Origin of the sequence: Massilia sp. Root133, from assembly GCF_001426525.1 — a bacterium.
GTDB classification, from domain to species: domain Bacteria; phylum Pseudomonadota; class Gammaproteobacteria; order Burkholderiales; family Burkholderiaceae_D; genus Telluria; species Telluria orientalis.
Genome location: NZ_LMEW01000033.1, coordinates 214,158 through 232,655 on the forward strand (window position 1 = coordinate 214,158; position 18,498 = coordinate 232,655).

The 18,498-nt window shown below is 66.3% G+C and carries 15 protein-coding genes; 6 read left to right on the top strand and 9 right to left on the bottom strand.

The window, feature by feature from the left end; translation table 11 throughout:
- Window positions 1-217 precede the first annotated feature (217 nt).
- The 5 genes from ASD28_RS23405 to ASD28_RS23425 all read left to right on the top strand — a co-directional run bounded on the left by ASD28_RS23405 (window position 218) and on the right by ASD28_RS23425 (window position 8,100).
- Entirely contained in the window at window positions 218-1,507 is a 1,290-nt protein-coding gene (locus tag ASD28_RS23405; protein WP_056134137.1) for a nucleotide sugar dehydrogenase, read from the top strand.
- A gap of 261 nt (window positions 1,508-1,768) precedes the next feature.
- Window positions 1,769-3,151 carry a TIGR03013 family XrtA/PEP-CTERM system glycosyltransferase gene (locus tag ASD28_RS23410; RefSeq protein WP_229412297.1) on the top strand — a complete coding sequence of 461 codons (1,383 nt, stop codon included), beginning with the start codon at window positions 1,769-1,771 and terminating at the stop codon, window positions 3,149-3,151.
- A 31-nt stretch (window positions 3,152-3,182) separates the two neighbouring features.
- Window positions 3,183-5,285, top strand: a complete 2,103-nt coding sequence (gene prsK / locus ASD28_RS23415) for an XrtA/PEP-CTERM system histidine kinase PrsK (protein ID WP_056134143.1) — start codon at window positions 3,183-3,185, stop codon at window positions 5,283-5,285.
- Window positions 5,286-5,296: 11 nt separating this feature from the next.
- On the top strand, window positions 5,297-6,658 hold the full coding sequence (gene prsR, locus ASD28_RS23420) for a PEP-CTERM-box response regulator transcription factor (protein ID WP_056134146.1): 1,362 nt from the start codon (window positions 5,297-5,299) through the stop codon (window positions 6,656-6,658).
- Window positions 6,655-8,100: a right-handed parallel beta-helix repeat-containing protein gene (locus ASD28_RS23425; protein ID WP_229412295.1), complete on the top strand. Its 1,446-nt coding sequence runs from the start codon at window positions 6,655-6,657 to the stop codon at window positions 8,098-8,100. Before prsR ends, ASD28_RS23425 begins: the two co-directional genes overlap by 4 nt.
- Here ASD28_RS23425 and ASD28_RS23430 read toward each other — a convergent pair.
- From ASD28_RS23430 to ASD28_RS23460, 7 genes are all read right to left on the bottom strand, one after another.
- Complete coding sequence (locus tag ASD28_RS23430; protein WP_056134148.1) at window positions 8,075-8,929, bottom strand: hydrolase 1, exosortase A system-associated; 855 nt, start codon at window positions 8,927-8,929, stop codon at window positions 8,075-8,077. The two genes, ASD28_RS23425 and ASD28_RS23430, sit on opposite strands and share 26 nt — an antisense overlap.
- A complete protein-coding gene (locus ASD28_RS23435) occupies window positions 8,919-9,782 on the bottom strand; it encodes a hydrolase 2, exosortase A system-associated (RefSeq protein ID WP_056134150.1) in 864 nt (287 codons plus the stop codon). The genes ASD28_RS23430 and ASD28_RS23435 overlap by 11 nt, the downstream gene beginning before the upstream one ends.
- Window positions 9,779-10,030 carry an acyl carrier protein gene (locus tag ASD28_RS23440; protein WP_036231460.1) on the bottom strand — a complete coding sequence of 84 codons (252 nt, stop codon included), beginning with the start codon at window positions 10,028-10,030 and terminating at the stop codon, window positions 9,779-9,781. The genes ASD28_RS23435 and ASD28_RS23440 overlap by 4 nt, the downstream gene beginning before the upstream one ends.
- 51 nt (window positions 10,031-10,081) lie before the next feature.
- Complete coding sequence (locus tag ASD28_RS23445) at window positions 10,082-11,542, bottom strand: oligosaccharide flippase family protein (protein WP_082577619.1); 1,461 nt, start codon at window positions 11,540-11,542, stop codon at window positions 10,082-10,084.
- Window positions 11,543-11,578: 36 nt separating this feature from the next.
- Entirely contained in the window at window positions 11,579-12,502 is a 924-nt protein-coding gene (locus ASD28_RS23450; protein WP_156403979.1) for a hypothetical protein, read from the bottom strand.
- Window positions 12,503-12,559: 57 nt separating this feature from the next.
- Window positions 12,560-13,666 (bottom strand): glycosyltransferase family 4 protein, encoded by a 1,107-nt coding sequence (locus tag ASD28_RS23455; protein WP_056134158.1) that lies wholly within the window; start codon window positions 13,664-13,666, stop codon window positions 12,560-12,562.
- Between the two features lie 117 nt (window positions 13,667-13,783).
- Window positions 13,784-14,926 carry an acyltransferase gene (locus ASD28_RS23460; protein WP_056134161.1) on the bottom strand — a complete coding sequence of 381 codons (1,143 nt, stop codon included), beginning with the start codon at window positions 14,924-14,926 and terminating at the stop codon, window positions 13,784-13,786.
- A 262-nt stretch (window positions 14,927-15,188) separates the two neighbouring features.
- Here ASD28_RS23460 and ASD28_RS23465 point away from each other — a divergent pair, with 262 nt between their 5' ends.
- Window positions 15,189-16,199: a polysaccharide deacetylase family protein gene (locus ASD28_RS23465; protein ID WP_056134163.1), complete on the top strand. Its 1,011-nt coding sequence runs from the start codon at window positions 15,189-15,191 to the stop codon at window positions 16,197-16,199.
- Here the strand turns inward: ASD28_RS23465 and ASD28_RS23470 are convergent.
- Both ASD28_RS23470 and ASD28_RS23475 read right to left on the bottom strand, forming a co-directional pair.
- Entirely contained in the window at window positions 16,153-17,223 is a 1,071-nt protein-coding gene (locus tag ASD28_RS23470) for a GNAT family N-acetyltransferase (protein ID WP_056134795.1), read from the bottom strand. The genes ASD28_RS23465 and ASD28_RS23470 overlap by 47 nt on opposite strands.
- Entirely contained in the window at window positions 17,220-18,446 is a 1,227-nt protein-coding gene (locus ASD28_RS23475; protein ID WP_056134166.1) for an aminotransferase class I/II-fold pyridoxal phosphate-dependent enzyme, read from the bottom strand. Before ASD28_RS23475 ends, ASD28_RS23470 begins: the two co-directional genes overlap by 4 nt.
- Window positions 18,447-18,498 lie beyond the last annotated feature (52 nt).

Consider the following 18,498-nt stretch of genomic DNA (forward strand, 5'->3'; position numbering starts at 1 on the left):
TTGCTAACTTGTAATCGATAAAATGTTATTATCTCATCAGCACGGCGGTGAGGATTCGTGAAAATTCGATGGGCTCCCACGATGTGAACGTTGGTCTGCAAACGACGATGGCACAAGGCGCCGTTGTCGGCAAGGCGAGTTGACTCGTCGAACGGGCAGGCGTTTTCCGTGCTGACTCAAAGTTATCGTAATAGCAACCAAGCGGAACGGAATCAATATGAAGCCAGACGAGGTCATCGCAGTAGTGGGATTGGGTTATGTAGGTTTGCCGCTGGCTGTCGAGTTCGGCAAGCTCGGCCCGACGATCGGGTTCGATTTGTCGACGACAAAGGTCGAGAGCTACAAGAAATTTGTCGATCCCGCCGGTGAGGTGTCGACTGAGCAATTGCGTTCGGCGCGCCACCTGAGCGTCACCACCGATCCGGCCGCGCTGGCCCAGGCCGATTACATCCTGATCGGCGTTCCGACCCCCGTCGACATCGCCCACGTGCCCGACTTCGCGCCGCTGATCAGCGCCAGCGAGACCGTCGGCAAGCACATGAAGCGCGGTGCGATCGTCATCTATGAATCGACCGTGTATCCGGGCGCGACCGAGGAAGTCTGCATCCCCGTCCTGGAAAAATTCTCCGGCATGAAGTGGAAGGATGGCTTCCACGTCGGCTTCTCGCCCGAGCGCATCAACCCGGGCGACAAGGAACACACGCTGACCAACGTGATGAAAGTGGTGTCCGGCGACGACGCGGCGACCCTGGAGCGCGTGGCGGCCATGTACGAGACCGTCGTCAAGGCCGGCGTGCATCGCGCGTCCAGCCTGAAGGTCGCGGAAGCGGCCAAGGTCATCGAGAATACGCAGCGCGACCTGAACATCGCGCTGATGAACGAACTGGCGATCATTTTCGACAAGATCGGCATCGATACGCTGGAAGTGCTGAAGGCCGCCGGCACGAAATGGAACTTCCTGCCGTTCCGTCCGGGCCTGGTGGGCGGCCACTGCATCGGCGTCGACCCGTACTACCTGACGCACAAGGCCGAGATGATCGGCTACCACCCGCAGGTGATCCTGGCGGGGCGCCGCATCAACGACGGCATGGCCAAGTTCGTGGCCGAAAAGACCGTCAAGTCGATGATCTCGGCGGGCTTCCACGTCAAGGGTTCGAAAGTCAACGTGATCGGCCTGACGTTCAAGGAAAATTGCCCGGACCTGCGCAATTCCAAAGTCGCGGACATTGTGTACGAGCTACAGTCTTACGGTGTCGAAGTGCACGTGCACGACCCGGTGGCCGAAGCGGACGAAGCGCAGCATGAATACGGCATCGCACTGGAGCGCTGGGAAGACCTGCCGAAGGGGGATGCCCTCATCGTTGCGGTGCCGCACAAGGAAGTGCTGGCGCGTTCGCTGACGGATTTCCAGTCCAAGCTGAACGACGGCGGCTGCTTCGTCGACGTCAAGGCGCAGTTCGATCCGAACGGGATCCGCGAGGCTGGCTACTGCCTCTGGCGTTTGTAATGTATCGCCGGCATCCGCAGCTGCGGATGCCGTGACTATTCGATGGGTCGTGCCGAGGGCAGGCCGCTTGGACCCCGAGCCTTGCCGTTTTGCATGTGATGATGACAATGACAGTTCCAGGCTATTTCCGGCCTTGTTTTATTTCCTTGAGTCAAGAACTTTTGGGAGCGCGCACGCGTATCCCGGCTCAACTATTGGTTGTGCAAATCAGCAATAACAGCTACACCGGAGGCAATTGTGCTTAGGATTTCTAATCACTATGTGTCGAAGATCGTATTCGTCCTGCTGTTCGTCGAAGTGTTGGTGCTGCTTGGCGCAGCCTACATCGGCGCGACGGTGCGGTTCATGGAACTGGGACAGAACGCGTCCCTGCCCAACCTCGACCATCACTTCTTTACATCCGCCATCGCATTCACCGCCGCGATCATCTTCAGCATGAGCGCCATGGGCATGTACCAGCTCGACTTCAACGAAGGCCTGCGCCATCCGTTCTTCATGAAGCTGATGCCCTCGTTCCTGATGGGCTTCCTGATCCTGACGCTGGTGTTCTACGTGGCGCCCGACCTGTATTTCGGCCGCGGCATCATGGCGCTCGTGTTCGGCATCGCCGCGGGCGGCATCTTCCTGGCGCGCATGGTGTTCTTCAAGTCGTCCGAGCTGCGCTTCCTGGAAACCCGCATCCTGTTCCTGGGCAGCGGCCCGCTCGCCAAGGAATGCAGCGACCTGGCGATGCAGAGCACCAGCTACCACCGCTACAACATCGCCGGCTTCGTGCCGACGCCGACCGAGGAATTGTGCGTGCCGGGGACCAGCCTGCTGAAGTCGCGCGAGGGCGAATCGCTCGTCGCGCTGGCGCGCCAGTACAACGTCGAGGAAATCGTCGTCTCCGTGCAGAACCGCCGCGGCGGCTTCCCCATCAAGGATTTGCTCGAGTGCAAGCTGCAGGGCTTCAAGGTCACCGACGCCGCCACCTTCTTCGAACGCGAGACCTGCCAGATCCGCGTCGATTCGCTGCAGCCGTCGTGGCTCGTGTTCGGCGGCGGCTTCGACCAGAGCTTCGTACGCACGTTCATGAAGCGCAGCTTCGACATCATCTGCAGCCTGATCATCATGATGCTGACGCTTCCGCTGATGCTGCTGGCGGCGCTGGCCGTCAAGCTGGAAGACGGCGGTCCCGTGTTCTATTCGCAGGAACGGATCGGCAAGGATGGCGCCGCGTTCTTCGTCCACAAATTCCGCAGCATGCGCACCGACGCGGAAAAGGGCGGCAAGCCGCAATGGGCGCAGCAGAACGATCCGCGCATCACGCGCGTCGGCAATTTCATGCGCAAGACGCGTATCGACGAGCTGCCGCAGGTGCTCAACGTGCTCAAGGGCGACATGTCGTTCGTGGGCCCGCGCCCGGAGCGCCAGTACTTCGTCGACCAGCTGATCGAGGTGGTCCCGTATTACAACGTGCGTCACAGCGTCAAGCCGGGCATCACCGGCTGGGCCCAGGTGCGCTACGGCTACGGCTCCTCGGCCGAGGACGCGCTGCAGAAGCTGCAGTACGATCTGTACTACGTGAAGAACAACAGCCTGTTCCTGGACGTCCTGATCCTGATCGACACCCTGAAGGTCGTCCTGTTCCGCAGCGGACGCTGATGTTCCCTGCGGCCGCATCGTGCCCAGTAACGTGATCAATATCGCTGCTTCCAGCTACGCACTGGCCGCCACCGGCTTCCTCGCACTGGGCCTGTCGGTCCTGTCGGGCTGGCACGGCCGCGTCCAGCGCGGCACGCTGAGCGCCGCCTGCCTGGCGACGGCGGCATGGGCCGCGGCGCTGGGCCTGGATGCGGTCCAGGAGATCCTGTGGAACACGGGCACGGCCGCGCTCGAGGTGCTGCGCGACGGCGCCTGGTCGCTGTTCCTCGTGGCCCTGCTCGGCGACTGGCGCAGCGACGCGGACGGTCAGCCGGGCCGCCTGATCCTCGGCCGCTTCCCCGCGCCGCGCGCGGGACTGCTGGCGGCGGGATGCGTCTATCTGCTGCTGCTGACCGGCGTCGGCATCGGCCACTGGAACAACGACCTCCTGCCCGTGCTCGGGCTGCCGCTGCTGATCGGCTATGTCGGCCTGTCCGTGTACGGCATGCTGCTCGTCGAGCAGGTCTACCGCAACAAGACCATCGAAGAGCGCTGGGCGATCAAGTTCGCCTGCCTGGGCATCGGCGGCATGTTCGCCTACGACTTCTACATGTACAGCAATGCGCTGCTGTTCCGCAAACTGAGCGCGGACCTGTGGACGGCGCGCGGCTTCGTCAACGCACTGACGGTGCCGCTGATCGCGCTGTCGATCACGCGCCGCAAGTCGTGGACGACGTCGTTCGCCGTGTCGCGCCGCGTCGTCTTCCATTCGGCCGCGCTGTTCGGTTCCGCGATCTACCTGCTGGCCATGGGCTCGGTCGGCTACTACCTGCGCTACGTGGGCGGCAGCTGGGGCACGGTGATGCAGACGGGCTTCCTGTTCGGCGCCATTTCCCTGCTGGGCGTGATCCTGTTCTCCGGCACGGCGCGCTCCTGGCTGAAGGTCTCGATCAGCAAGCACTTCTACCGCTACAACTACGATTACCGCGAAGAGTGGATGCGCTTTACGCGCACGCTGTCCGAGCGCGGCCCGAACCTGGGCGAGCGCGCGATCCAGGCGCTGGCCGTGCTCGTCGAAAGCCCCGGCGGCACCTTGTGGCAGCGCGATGCCGGCGGCCGCTTCACGGTCATGGCGGGCTGGCCGACGGTCGACACCCACGTGAGCGAGCCGGCCAACGCGCCGTTCTGCCGCTTCCTGGAAAGCACGCAGTGGGTCGTCGACGTCGACGAATACGTCGAGCGCCCCGACAAATACGAAGGTCTCGCCTTGCCCGACTGGCTGCTGGACGCCCCGCGCCGCTGGCTCGTCGTGCCGCTGATGCTGCAGGAAAAACTGTTCGGCTTCGTCGTGCTGCAGCGCGCGCGCAGTCCGGTGAAACTGAACTGGGAAATCATCGACCTGCTGGAGATCGCCGGCAGCCAGGCCGCCAGCTACCTCGCGCAGGAAGACGCCGCCAACGCGCTGATGGTGGCGCGCCAGTTCGAGTCGTTCAACCGCATGTCGACGTTCGTCGTGCACGACCTGAAGAACCTCGTCGCCCAGCTGTCGCTGATGAACGCGAACGCGGAGAAGCACAAGGACAACCCCGAATTCCAGCGCGACATGCTGGAGACGCTGAACCACTCCGTGCAGAAAATGAAGCTGCTGCTGCAGAAGCTGTCGCGCAGCGAGAATGCCGACAAGCCGCAGCCGCTGGCCGTCGACGACGTCGTGCGCCAGGCGCTGGCCCTCAAGAGCGCGTTCGAGCCGCATCCGCAACTGCTCGTCGAGCAGGCGGGCCTCTCGGTGCTGGCCGACCGCGAGCGCCTGGAGCGCGTGCTGGGCCACCTGATCCAGAACGCGATCGAGGCGACGCCGCGCGACGGCAACGTGATGGTCCGCGTGGCCCTGCCGGCCGACGGGCGCGAGGACGCCGTCGAGGTCGAGATCACGGACACCGGCGAAGGCATGACGGAAGAATTCATCCGCGAGCGCCTGTTCAAGCCATTCGACTCCACCAAGTCGGCCGGCATGGGCATCGGCGTGTTCGAAAGCCGCGAATACATCACCGAGCTGGGCGGGACGCTGGACGTGTCCAGCCAACCCCGACTCGGTACCACGTTCAAGGTCGTCCTGCCGCTGCACCGCGTCGCGGCCGCCGCGACGATCGCCTGAAAGAAGACACCATGACCCAACAAAAACCCAAGCTGTTGATCATCGAAGACGATCCGGGCCTGCAGAAGCAGCTGCGCTGGAGCCTGGACGCGTACGACGTGGTGGTGGCCGGCGACCGCGAGGCGGCGCTGGCACAGATCCGCCGCCACGAGCCGGCTGTCTGCACGATGGACCTCGGCCTGCCGCCCGATCCGGACGGCTCCACCGAAGGCCTGGCCACCTTGCAGCAGATCCTGGCGCTGGCGCCGGACACGCGCGTGATCGTCCTGACCGGCAACCAGGACCATGCCAATGCCGTCAAGGCGATCGGCATGGGCGCCTACGATTTCCACCAGAAGCCGGTGGATCCGGAAGTGCTGAACCTCGTGATCCAGCGCGCCTTCTTCCTGCACAACCTGCAGCAGGAGAACCGCCGCATGCAGCAGTCGCAGGCCGATTCGCCCATGGCCGGCGTGATCTCGCGCGACCCGGGCATGCTGAAGGTCTGCCGCACCATCGAGAAGGTGGCGCCGACGTCCGCGTCCGTCATGCTGTTGGGCGAATCCGGTACCGGTAAAGAAGTGCTGGCGCGTGCCATCCACGCGCTGTCGCCACGCGCGAAGGAGCGCTTCATGGCGATCAACTGCGCGGCGATTCCGGAAAACCTGCTCGAGAGCGAGTTGTTCGGCTACGAGAAGGGCGCCTTCACGGGCGCCGCCAAGCAGACCAAGGGCAAGGTGGAGCTGGCCCACGGCGGCACGTTCTTCCTCGACGAAGTCGGCGACCTGCCGATGGCGCTGCAGGCCAAGCTGCTGCGCTTCCTGCAGGAGCGCGTGATCGAGCGCATCGGCGGCCACGACGAGATTCCCGTCGACGTGCGCATCGTCTGCGCGACGCACCAGAAGCTGAAGGACTTGTGCGCGCAGGGCCGCTTCCGCGAAGACCTGTATTACCGCCTGTCCGAAATCGTCGTGACGATCCCGCCGCTGCGCCAGCGCGAGGGCGATGCGGCGCTGCTGGCCCATCACTTCAAGAACAAGTTCTGCGCGCAGGAATCGCGCGCGTCGCTGCACTTCGCGCCGGACGCGCTGGCCGCGATCGAAACCTACCAGTGGCCCGGCAACGTGCGCGAGATGGAAAACTGCATCAAGCGCGCCGTCATCATGGCCGACGCGAACACCATCGTCGCCGACGATCTCGGCCTGCCCGACACGGGTGTCGAGGAAGAGCCGCTGAACCTGCGCCAGGTGCGCGACGAAGCCGAGTACAAGGCCATCGCCCGCGCGCTCGCGCGCACGGACGGGAACATCGTCAAGGCGTCCGAGATGCTGGGCGTCAGCCGGCCCACCTTGTATGACCTGATGGGACGCCACGGCATCAAGGCCAGCGCGTGACGCCGGCAAAGCTGGCGCGCCGCGGCCTGCTGGCGGCGGGCGTACTTGCCGTCGTGGCGGGCGGCGTGCTGCTGGCCGCCATCGACCACGTCGGGCGCGCGCCGCGCACGCTCGCGCCGTATATCGAAAAACGCAGCAGCGGCCACAATCCGCTCATCGAGAACACGGGCCGCCGCGTCGCCGCCATCCTGACGTCGCTCGACCGCGGCAGCGCCGGCACGCCGCCCGCGCGGCTGGCGCTCGCGGCCGGCGCCCAGCCGCGGCCCGTCGGGCAGGATGGCGCCGGCATCCAGGTCGCCACGCCCGAGGCTTTGCGCGCGGCGCTCCTGCAGGCGTCGCCGGGCGACGTCATCACGCTGGCGCCGGGCACCTACCGGTTCCAGGGCAAGAGCATCGACGTACCGCGCCCCGGCCGGGCCGATGCGCCCATCGTCGTGCGCGCGGCGCAGCCCGGCACCGTGCACATCGAACTCGAAACGCTCGAGGGCTTCGTCGTCGGCGCGCCGTACTGGCGCTTCGAAAACCTGAACATCGACGGCGTGTGCCGGGCCGACGACGACTGCGAACACGCCTTCCACGTCATCGGCAACGGCCACCACTTCGCGAGCGTCAACAACACGATCCGCGACTTCAACGCGCACATCAAGATCAACGGCGCCGGCGGCCGCTTTCCGGACGACGGCCTGATCGAACACACGACCCTCACCGCCACGCGCGCGCGCGCGACCGCCAATCCGGTCACGCCCGTCGACCTCGTGGCGGCCAGCGGCTGGACGCTGCGCGCGAACCTGATCACCGACTTCGCCAAGCGCGACGGAAACCAGGTCAGCTACGGCGCGTTCGCCAAGGGCGGCGGCAGGAACAACGTCTTCGAGCGTAACGTCGTGTGGTGCGAACAGATGCTGCGCGGCCTGCCGGGACAGCGCGTGGGCCTGTCGCTGGGCGGCGGCGGCACGGGGCACGAATTCTGCCGCGACGGCCGCTGCATCACGGAACAGGAGGGCAGCACCCTGCGCGCCAACCTGATCGTCGGCTGTTCCGATGCAGGCATCTACCTGAACAAAGCGGCGGGGAGCAAGGTCTTCGACAACACGCTCGTCGACACGTCCGGCATCGACGTGCGCTATCCGGCCAGCAGTGCGCAGGTGGACGGGAACCTCGTCGACGGCCCGATCCGCGCGCGCGACGGCGGCATCGTGCACCTGGGCGACAATCGCGCGACGCCGCTGTGGCGCGCCTACCTGGGCAGCCATCCCGTGCGTGGACTGTTCCGCGCGCCGGACGCCGGCGATTTCATGTGGCGCGACGACGCGCCGCTGCGCGCCGAGGCGGATGAGGGAGAACGGCCGGCGGACGCGCTCGACCTGTGCGGCACGCGCCGCGCTTCTCCCGTCGTGTATGGCGCCTTCGCCCGCTTTACGGGGTGCCTGGCAACGCCGTGACCCACTCGCGGGTCCACTCGGCGACCTGGTCGCGCCACGCGCGGCGCGAGAACGTGTGGTCGGCCTCCTCGAGGCGGCGCCACGTCACGCGCGGCGTGGCCAGGAGGCGTTTCCAGGCCGGCGTCGAGCCGGTCACGTCGCAGAACTCGCGGCCCGTCAGGTCGGCGCCGCCGATCACGAGCAGGGTCTCGCCCTTGAACCCGTGCAGGCCCTGGCGCATGCGCTCGGGCAGCGATGCCGTCGCACCCTGGTCGGGCGGGCGTCCCGCGAGCGCGGTGCGCACGAGTTTCAGCATCGACGACAGCGAGCCCGCGTAATCGAATTGTCCGCGCGCCAGCTTGCGCCAGAATTCCGGGCTGCGCAGGCGGTCGCGGTAATGGTGTTTCAATGTCGTGCGGGCGACGCCGTCGTCCGTGCGCACCCAGGGGTTCAGCAGCACGAGGCCGCGCACGCGCGCATCGCCCGGCGCATACATCGCGGCCGCCGACGCGCCGTCGCACAAGCCCCACAGCACGACGTCGGTGAGGCTCGGTACGGCTTCGACGAAGGCGTCGAGTGCGGCGCGGATGTCGTCCTGGATCGCTTCGAAATCGCGTTCTTCTCCATCGCTGTCGCCCATGCCGCGGTAATCGAAGCGCATCGCGGCGATGCCGTGGGCGGCGAGATGGCGCGCCAGCAGGGCGAACTGGCGGTGGCTGCCGATGCGGTATTGCGGACCGCCGACGACGATCAACACGCCGCGCGTACACGCCTGCGCGGGGACGGACGCGATCCCGACCAGCGCCGCGTCGCCGCAGCGAAACGACAGGGCGCGTTCGTCATACGACATGGGCGCGCTCCAGGGTGGCGTCGACGGTCGCGTCGAGCAGGGCCGGACAGGTCGAGATGGCGGTCGTGGCCCAGAACGGCGCGCCTGTCACCGTGTGCACGTGCAGTTGCGTGCCGCGCGCTTCCCAGGCCGCCTTGACGCGGGCCGCGGCCGGTCCCGGCGCCTGCCCCGGCGCGCCGAGCACCTCGAACCAGTGCGCGGGCACGGGTGGGATCATCGCATCGGGCGCGGGCAGGGCGTCGATGGCGAGCGCCAGTGCGGGCGTGAGATCGTAGCCCGCGATTTCCAGCGTTTCCCCGGCCTGCAGCGCGGCACGCAGCGCCTTCGTGCCGCTCTGCGCGGCCGCATCTTCTCCCAGCATCGCGTTCGCGGTGCGCAGGCGCAGGAACTGGGTCAGGTACGTGGATCCCGCGGCCACCGGCTGCCACAGCAGCATGGGTGCAAGCGGGACGTCCGATGTGCGCGCATGGTCGAGCGCAAAGTCGAGCGCAAGCAAGGCGCCGAGGCGCAGGCCCCACAGCGTGAGCGGGGCGTCGACGCGCGCGCGCAGCCAGGCGGCGCCCGTGTCCAGGTCCTGCTTCCACAGGTCCCAGCGGGCGTCCGCGAAGTCGCCGGCGCTGTCGCCGGTGCCGAGCAAATCGATCTGCAGTACGCCAACCCCGTGCGCGGCCAGGCGGCGCGCACCGAGGGCGGCCATGCGGCGGGTGCGGTTGAGTTCTTCGGCGAACGGCGGCACGTACAGGACGGCGCCGCGGCACGTGCCGGCGGGCTGGTGGAACAGGCAGAAGCGCCGGTCCGCGCCGCTGCCGAGGAAGAACGGTTCCGTGTCCACCTCGGCCCGATCCGGTGTCATTCGGCGCGTTTCGCGGCCACGAAGTCGGCCAAGCTGCCCAGGGTTTCGAAGGTGCTGGCGCTCAGGTCGTCGTCGTCGATGGCGATGCCGAAGCGTTCTTCGAGGGCGCCGATCAGGCTGACGACGGCCATTGAGTCGAGTTCGGGCAGGCTGCCCAGCAGGGGGGAGTCGGCGTTCAGGCGCTGGCCGGCATCGCCCAGGCTCAGCACGTCGATCAGGGTCGCTTTGACTTCGTCGAGATACGTCATGATGGTCATTCGGTTCAGTAAGCGCCACGCCACGAGAGGGCGAGCAGTCGATTATACATTCGGGCGCAACAGGGCCAGCCGGGCTTTCAACGGTGCGGCCAGGCGATGCACTTCGCCCACCAGTTCGTGGCGCGTGGCGCGCAGCAGGAGATACCAGGCCAGGGCCAGCGGCAGCAGCATCACGAGCAGCCGCGCCATGGCCGGGATGGACGCCGGCAGCAGCGCCGCCAGCAGCCAGGCGACCGCGCCGGTGCCCAACGCCACGACGGCGCTGGGCAGCAGGGCGCGGAACATCATCGCGGTCGTGAGGCCGAAATACCGGCTCTGCTGGATCGCGGTGACGGGGGCGCTGGCGACCGTTGCGAAGAACAGCGCCCAGGCGAATCCGTTCAGGCTGCCGTCGAACAGCAGAACGCCGAACAGGATACGGGTCGCCAGGGTGACGACGACCGGGAAGGCGCTCAGGTAGGGACGGCCGATCGCCGTCACCGCCATCGGGATGTAGTTGAAGGCGAGCGTCACGACGGCGGCCAGCACGAGCGGCAGGATCGCCGGCACGCACTCGATCCATTTGGCGCCGTACAGCGCGACGACGACGTCCTGGCCCAGCACGGCCGTCAGCGCCAGCGCGGTCCAGCCGACGCCCGTCAGCAGCAAGGTGGAACGGGCGAGGATCGGCGCCAGCGATTCGCCCTTGTGATACGTCTGGGCCAGATACGGGACCGCGCCGTAGTTCATCGTCGAACCGGCCACGTAGCTGAAGATCGACACGGTGGAATTCGCCCGGCTCAACAGGCCCACGTGGCGCGCCGAGCCCAGTTTGCCGAGCAGGATATCGGGAATCGAGTTGTTCAGCGTCGTCGCGCAGTTCGTCACGAGCGAGCCGACGCCGAAGTGCGCCACGCTCTTCCAGTGGCGGAAGCCCGGCAGCCACGGCATGCCTTTCGGGCGCAGCGGCACGTAGGCGATACCGCAGGCGACGATGTTGATCAGGTTACCCCAGGCCATCGACATGGCGCCGTGGCCCATCTCGCCGAGGATCAGCGTGCTGGCGCAGAAGCACACGGTGCCGACGACGTGGACGACGGCCTGTTTCTCGGCCTCGTAGTGACGGGCGAGCAGGGCGCCCGTGACGGTGCCGAACGGGATGAATACGAAGCCGATGGCCAGCACGCGCATCACCGGCACGATGCCCGGTTCCTTGAACCACATGCCGAGCCAGCCGCTGGCCGCGAACAGGGCGGCCGCGATGACCCACGAGGTCGTGAACACGACGCCGGTCGCCGAGCGGATCTTGTCGTTGTCGAGATCCGGTTCGCGCTGCAGGTAATAGCTGACGCCGAAGTCGCGGAACACCTGGGCGAAATTCACGAACACGACCGTCATCGAATAGATGCCGATCTCGCTCGGGCTCAGGATCCGCGCCAGCAGGATGCTGACGATGAACTGCAGGACCTTGGTGCCCGACGTCGCGAAGAAATTAATGACCAGCGAACGACGCAAATCTGCCATGACAACGCAACCGGGGAGAGAAAAACGCGCCGGGTATCAGGCCGGCGCGTTGGAGATCAGGTGGATGGCCTGGCGCGACGTCGTCTTGTACTTGTTATTGATGAAGCGCATCGGCCCGATGAAGTGGAAGAACGCCGTCTCCGCCGTGGCGCAGTCGGGCGTGCCGTATTTCGGGAACGGCAGCGATTTCGCGGCGAACGCGTTCGCCACCAGGTAGTTCGAGGTCACCTGTTCGGTACCCCAGCGTTTCCAGTCCTCGCCCAGCTTGCCCGTCATGCGGCGCGAGAAGTCGAGCAGGTTGTCGCGCATCGTCGTCGATGGCGGGAACCCCGTGAAGCCGGAGCAGCCGCGCACGTAGCGCGCATCGCCCGGCAGGCCGACGTTGGCCATCTCGGCTTCCGACAGGGTCTGGATGTGCGCGCCCGGCTTCACCTTCGGCAGCGCGTGGGCGCGGACCGCGTCCAGCGGGCGGATCGGCGTGTCCGGGATTTCGCCCAGCACGAAGCCGGCGCCGGTCTGGATGGCCTGCAGCACTTCCGGGATCGGCTGCATGGTCAGCGTATCGGCATCGAGCTGGATGACGTAGCTGTCCAGCGCATAGCCGGAAATCGCGAACAGGCGCTCCCAGGTGCCGCCGCGCGGGATGTCCGGATGGGTGAATTCGCCCGCCTCGCGCAGGATCAAGTGCGGCAGGTGGTGCTTCAGCACGGCGCGGTCGTTCTCGTCGATCGACGGATCGCACACGACCACGATGCGCGACGGATTCAGGAAATGGGTAAACGACTTGACCGCGACCAGGTAGGAATGGACGTCGCGCTGGTGCACCATCGACAGCAGCGTGAAGGGCAGGTCGCCGCGCTTGACGGGGCGGGTATCCAGGATCTGGCGTGCGACTTTCTGGTACTGCCATCGGAAATAGTCTCGCCTGACGCGCTGGACCACCCTCTCGACTAAAGACATTCCTCGGGACTCCCTTTTCTGCTGATCAAATTCAAAGCGGTTGCGTTTGCTGGGCAATCATAGGAACCGCGCAATGTGTGCAGCGAACTCCTTGCTTTGACGCACAACATTATATGCGGTATCGACGTGCGCACGCGCGTAGTTACCATGCATTTTTGTCATTTCCGGATCGTCGACATAGCGCAGCACGGCCTGCGTGAAACCCGCGAAATCGTCCAGGCCGATCACGGCGCCGGTCTTGCCGTCGAGGATCGTTTCCTTTGGGCCCAGTGCGGCGCTGGCGACGACGGGGATGCCGCATGCCATGGCCTCGACGATCGCATTGCCGAAGCTTTCGCGCTCGGCCGCGTGCACGAGCAGGTCGGCGGCGCGGTAGTACGGCACGAGGTCGTTCTGGCGCCCGGCGAACACGCATACGTCGGCGAGGCCGAGTTCTTGCGCCTGCTGTTTCCACTGCGCGGCCGGCGGGCCGTCGCCCACGTAGACGAAGCCGATGCGCTTGGCCGGGCGCGCGTCGATGACGTCGCGCACCACTTGCAACAGCCGGTCCACGCGCTTTTCCGGGCGCGCCTGCGAGACGGCCAGGATCCAGAAGCGGTCGGGGTCCAGGCCCAGCTGCGCGCGCGCTTCGTTGCGGTCGCCAGGGTGGAACTTGACCGAATCGACCGAATTGCGCATCAGGACCACTTTGTCGCGCGGAAGCTTCTGGTAATTCAGCAGGAAGTTTTCCTGGGCGACGGAATTGGCGAGGTGCAGGTCGTGCTGCTGCATGCGCAGTACGCGCCGCAGCAGGAATTTCGCCACTTTCTTGATGGCACCGTCCCGCTGGCGCGGGTCGAAACTGTCGTTTTCCGTGTTGATGGTGCGCACGCCCAGGCGGCGCAGCAGGTCCAGGCACACGGTGTTCGACAGCGCGCTCATGAAGACCATGACTTTCACGTCATGGGTGCGCACGAATTGTTCGATCGCGGCCCGTCCGGCCGGCGACGTGTCGTAGCAATCCAGTTCGACGGGTTGCAAATTCTTCGGCTGGTAGCTGGGATTGCCGGTCAGCTTGGGAAACGCCATGTACACGTTCGCCCGCTCGCGCAGGTCGGCACTCGCGCGGTCGCGCACGGCGGCGGTGAAATTCCATACATACCCCGTATCGTCGGGATAACGCATGGTGAATACGACTCCTGGCTTGTCCGCTGCGGCCACCCTGTTCTCCGGCAATTTTGTTCGGCCGGCTTTAGTTTCACTTTGACAACAACCGGCGCGAAATTATAGCCTATTGATAAGCTATCTAAAATGCAACACTTGTAACGTGCGCGCCTCGCCGTGCTTCTTTGGCCCCAAGAAGTTCCTCAGCGGCAATTCAAAGAACCGGTAGCTCATGTGCGCCAGCAACAAAATGGCGGCTTCGAACAGCACCAGCGCGGCCACGAAGAACAGGATCGGGTGGTTGTGGAAGAACGGCAGTGCCCGGGCGGCCGCACCCAGGGCTTTTGCAAACACGTGCAGCAGCAGGCTGTGCCACAGATAGATCGAATACGAGATGTCGCCGATCCAGACCAGGACCGGATGATGCAGCCAGTGGCCGCCGCCGGTTCCCATGCTGGCCGCATACACGAGCGCGCAAAAGCCCACGAAGGCGAGCATGTCGGCATACGGCGACGGTACGAACAGCAGGACCAGGAAGACCGCGGCCAGCGCGCCGTTGGCGGCAGCGTCGGCGAACGATGCCATGCGCCGGTGCTGGACGATCGCATACAGGCACGCGCCGGCGCAAAATCCGATCAGGCAGCGGAAGAATGCGAAACCGACCGTCAGATTTGCGCTGCCGAAATGCATGGCCAGGAACGCGAACAGTCCGAGGATGACGGGCAGGGCGAGCACCGCCGCGGTGTTCGAGAAATAACGGCGGGCCAGCGGAATCGCAAACGGGAACACGATATACGTCCACCACTCGACGCTGATCGACCACGAAGGCTGATTCCACGTCGTGTGGTTGAAGAATCCCATCGCGTGCAGGAGCAGCAGGTGGGCGGTAATCGACCAGTCAGGATTTTCCTGGGCCTGCTTGATTCCGATGGCGGCCAGGCCGACATACACGAGCAGCAACAGCAGGTGCAGCGGATAGACGCGCGCGAACCGCGCGCGCAGGAACCGCATGTAGCTGCCGGCCCTGACGGCATCCGCGAAATGCCTGCCGTACGCATGGCTCATCACGAAACCGCTCAGGACGAAAAAGAAATCCACGAAGAGGTAGGTGTGCAGGGCAAAATCGCGGAACAGGGATCCCTGCTGTAAATCGGGGAACACGTCGCCCCAGATGACGATCAGGTGCGCCAGCACCGTGCACAGGGCAGCGATACCCCGGAGGGACGTCAGCGCATCGAATTTGAAATCGGATACCGGATTTTCGTGTTTGGCAGGCACCATGGTTTCCGATTCTTTCATTGATTGTCTGCGCAGCGGGCACGACCGCAAGTGTAGCAGCGTGAACCGCCTGATCTGCCATATTCTTACGCAGGTGTTGTAATGAAATCATCTTGTTCAGCCAGATCCCGATTGCCGCACGGTTGATACTTAACAATAAGCTGTTGTGCTAGGATTGCAACATTTTTAGCGGCATCAACAAGAACGCCCGACGGCCATATTTATCGTGGCAACGTCGGGGGCATGGGACGCAAGAACGCAAGTAATGTTAACAAAAGCTCAGCATGTGCCGGCACAACTGGCACCCGGACAGCGTCCAGTCCTGCTCGTGATCGTCGACACCGAGGGCGAATTCGCCTGGGACCAGCCGTTCAATCGCAGTGCGATCGGGACGACGTCGATCGCCAGCCAGCCGCTGATGCATGCGCGCGTGTTCGACGAGTTCGGCATCCTGCCCACTTACATGGTCGACTGGCCGGTCGCCACGACGCCCGGCGCGGTCGCGACGCTGCGCCGCCTGCTCGATGCGAAGCGTTGCGAGATCGGCGCCCACCTGCACCCGTGGGTCTCGCCCCCGTACGAAGAAGCGCTGTCGGATTTCAATTCGTATGGCGGCAACCTGCCGCGCCAGCTCGAATACGACAAGCTGCGCCTCCTGACCGAAACCATCGCCGACGCGTTCGGCCGCCAGCCGCTCGCATTCAAGGCCGGCCGCTACGGCCTCGGTCCGCACACGGCCGAGTCGATCGCCTCGCTCGGCTACGAGATCGATGCGAGCGTCGTCCCCTACAGCGCGTTCACGGAAGACGGCGGGCCGGATTTCCGCACGTTCGACGAGCACCCGTTCTGGTTCCAGGCGGGGCGGCGCGAACTGCTCGAATTGCCCGTCACGACCGGCTACTGCGGCTGGCTGCGCCACGTCGGGCCGCGCCTGTACGACCTCGCCCAGCGCCGCTGGGCACGGCGCCTGCGCCTGGGCGGCGTGCTGGCGCGCTCGCGCGCGCTGGAGCGCGTGCGCCTGAGCCCCGAAGTGGCGTCCGGCGCCGAGATGCGCCGCCTGACCGAGGCGTTGCTGGCCGGCGGCTGCCAGGTCTTTTCGCTGACCTACCACAGCCCGTCGATGATGCCGGGCCACACGCCGTACGTGCGCTGCGAGGCGGACCTCGAGCGCCTGATCACGACGGTGCACGATTACTGCGCGTGGTTCCGCGACCGCGTCGGCGGCGAGTTCATGAGCCTGTCGCAGCTGCGGCAGGCGCTGGCGGCGCAGCGCTGACGTCACCCGCGCGGCGTGCCGCCAGCGCATGCAGGCGGCCCAGCCACGGCCAGCGGTAGCCGTTCAAGTGGTACATCGTGCGGATCTCGTCGGTCCAGCGGGTGTGCCATTCCATCACCCGTCCATAGAATTCGATGCGCTCGAACGGGCCTTCGTCGAACAGGCCGCGCGTCGCTTCCTCGCGCATCAGCAGGGCCGGCGACAGCTGCGGACCGAGCGCTTCGTCATAGGCCGTCTTGAGGATCACGATGCAGCCGCCGCCTTCGACGCACAGGTCCATTGCGGCCAGGCGCGTGCCGTTCGCGTCGTCGAACCAGTAGCGGTAGACGCTGGCCGCACCGCGCCGCGCGAACGCTTCCAGCATCGCGCGGTAGAAGCGGCCCTGGTCGTTGTCGGCGGCGACGGCGGTGCCTTCGGAGGCCTTCCAGCCGCTCGTCTCCAGCCGGCCGTAGTCGGCGACGGCAGCGGCCATCAACGCGGGATCGCGCACGATTTCCAGGCGCGTCGCGATGCCGTCCTGGCGCAGGCGGTTGCGCTGCTTTTTCAGGTTGTTGCGCAGGTTCTTGCCGCGCGCGTTCCAGTAGTCGTCGAAGGATCCCTGCAGCGTGATGCGCGCCGTCTCGATGTAGTCGAAGCTGTGCGGCCCGGCCGGGCGTGCCGTCAGCATCGGGTCGCACTGCGTGAGGCCCAGCATCAGCGCGGGACCGGGCAGCGCGCGCAGCAGATCCGCGAGCAGGCCGTCGGCGGGACGGGTCTCGCGCTGCAGCCACAGGCCGACGGGCGCCTGCGCGGGCTGGAACGTGTTCCACACGCCGGGGCGGCCCGGGGCCACGATCGTCATCGCGTCCGTATCATCGCCCCGGCCGTGCCAGGCGAGCAGCTCGCGGCCCGTGCCGAACACGTCGAGCAGCGGCTGCACGAAATCGGCAGCGAGCAGCGGCGATGCGGCGCCGGCCGCGTGCAGGCGCTGCCAGCGGCCTGCGTGCTGCGCGAAGTCGCGCGCAGGGACGACAGTCCAGTTCATGCCGGCACCGCCGCGCACGTTTCCAGGGCCTGGCGCACCTGCGCGTGCAGCCATGCGCGTTCGCCGTCGTCGAGCGCCTGGTGGCACGGGAAGGCGATCAGGCGCCGGCCCAGGTCCGCGCTGTTGGCGCACACGCTCGCATCGACGCCCGCCCACAGGGTCGCGCCGAAGCGCGTCATCGGCACGCCGGCGCGCAGCAAGGCGTCGAACACGGCCTGCGGCCGGTCGACGAGCAGCGGGAACATCCATGGACAGGCACCGTCGGGCAGGGTCGAATAAAGCGGGCGGCAGCCGGGCACGCCGTCCAGCGCGCGCTGCAGGTCGAGGTAGTTGCGCCGCCGCCGCGCGACGATGCGCGCGGGCGACACCGCGCGCAGCACCGTGCGCGAAAACCAGGACGAACGCTTGTCGGCCCAGCGCGCATCGAACTCGAAGCTGCTGTCCGACGATGACGGCGCCAGCGCGGGCGCCGTCGTGCCGCCGCTCTTGTTGCCGCTCTTGCCGCCGCGTGATTTCAATGCGCCCCACAGCGCGCTTTTCGCGCGCAGCGGCAGCGCGAGCAGCATCCGCAGCACGGGCAGGCGGCCGTAGGCGAACGCCGCTTCGAGCGCGTTCAGCGCGGCTTTCATTTCGAAGCCGGCGCCGGCGCCGTGCAGGGCCACGTCCAGCCGGTGCCGGCGCGAGATCAGGCAGCCGCCTTCGTAGATCGGGAAGAATTTCATCGTGCTGCCGATCGCGTAGTCGCCCACGCTCCCCACCGCGACACCGTCGCGCGCACCGAAGAAGCAATGGGCGCAATCCTCGACGAGGCCGATGCCGTGCCGGTCGCACAGCGCGCGCAGCAGCGTGAGGTCGTGCGGGATGCCGAAGAAGTGCGTGGCGAGGATCGCCTTGACCCGTCCCCTGGCGACGTGCGCTTCGATATCGGCCAGGTCGGGCGCCGTGTCCGGCCGCACACGGTAGAACGCGACCTCTGCGCCGCACCAGTGCGCGGGCGGGACCATCGACGGGCTGTGATAGGCGGGTACCAGCACGACGTCGCCGTCACCCACGCCGAGCGCGCGCAAGGCGAGACCGATGGCGACGCGGCCGCTCGTGACGAGGCGCGCGTCGGCCCCGTCCAGCAGCGACGGCAGCGCGGCACGGCGCCCGCCCGAGAATGCGGCAAGCGACAGCACGGGAACGGGTGGAATGGCGCGGCGGACGGGAGCTGTTGACGTCATGCATTTAATATAACATGCGTCCCCGCTTCCGTGCCCCCGGCACGGCCCTGGA

Coding starts and splice junctions, on each gene's coding strand:
- ASD28_RS23465 (WP_056134163.1), top strand. CDS start 15,189: ATGTTAACAAAAGCTCAGCATGTGCCGGCACAACTGGCACCCGGACAG.
- ASD28_RS23475 (WP_056134166.1), bottom strand. CDS start 18,446: ATGACGTCAACAGCTCCCGTCCGCCGCGCCATTCCACCCGTTCCCGTG.
- ASD28_RS23450 (WP_156403979.1), bottom strand. CDS start 12,502: ATGTCTTTAGTCGAGAGGGTGGTCCAGCGCGTCAGGCGAGACTATTTC.
- ASD28_RS23445 (WP_082577619.1), bottom strand. CDS start 11,542: ATGGCAGATTTGCGTCGTTCGCTGGTCATTAATTTCTTCGCGACGTCG.
- ASD28_RS23435 (WP_056134150.1), bottom strand. CDS start 9,782: ATGACACCGGATCGGGCCGAGGTGGACACGGAACCGTTCTTCCTCGGC.
- ASD28_RS23405 (WP_056134137.1), top strand. CDS start 218: ATGAAGCCAGACGAGGTCATCGCAGTAGTGGGATTGGGTTATGTAGGT.
- ASD28_RS23460 (WP_056134161.1), bottom strand. CDS start 14,926: ATGGTGCCTGCCAAACACGAAAATCCGGTATCCGATTTCAAATTCGAT.
- prsR (WP_056134146.1), top strand. CDS start 5,297: ATGACCCAACAAAAACCCAAGCTGTTGATCATCGAAGACGATCCGGGC.
- ASD28_RS23455 (WP_056134158.1), bottom strand. CDS start 13,666: ATGCGTTATCCCGACGATACGGGGTATGTATGGAATTTCACCGCCGCC.
- ASD28_RS23470 (WP_056134795.1), bottom strand. CDS start 17,223: ATGAACTGGACTGTCGTCCCTGCGCGCGACTTCGCGCAGCACGCAGGC.
- ASD28_RS23440 (WP_036231460.1), bottom strand. CDS start 10,030: ATGACGTATCTCGACGAAGTCAAAGCGACCCTGATCGACGTGCTGAGC.
- ASD28_RS23430 (WP_056134148.1), bottom strand. CDS start 8,929: ATGTCGTATGACGAACGCGCCCTGTCGTTTCGCTGCGGCGACGCGGCG.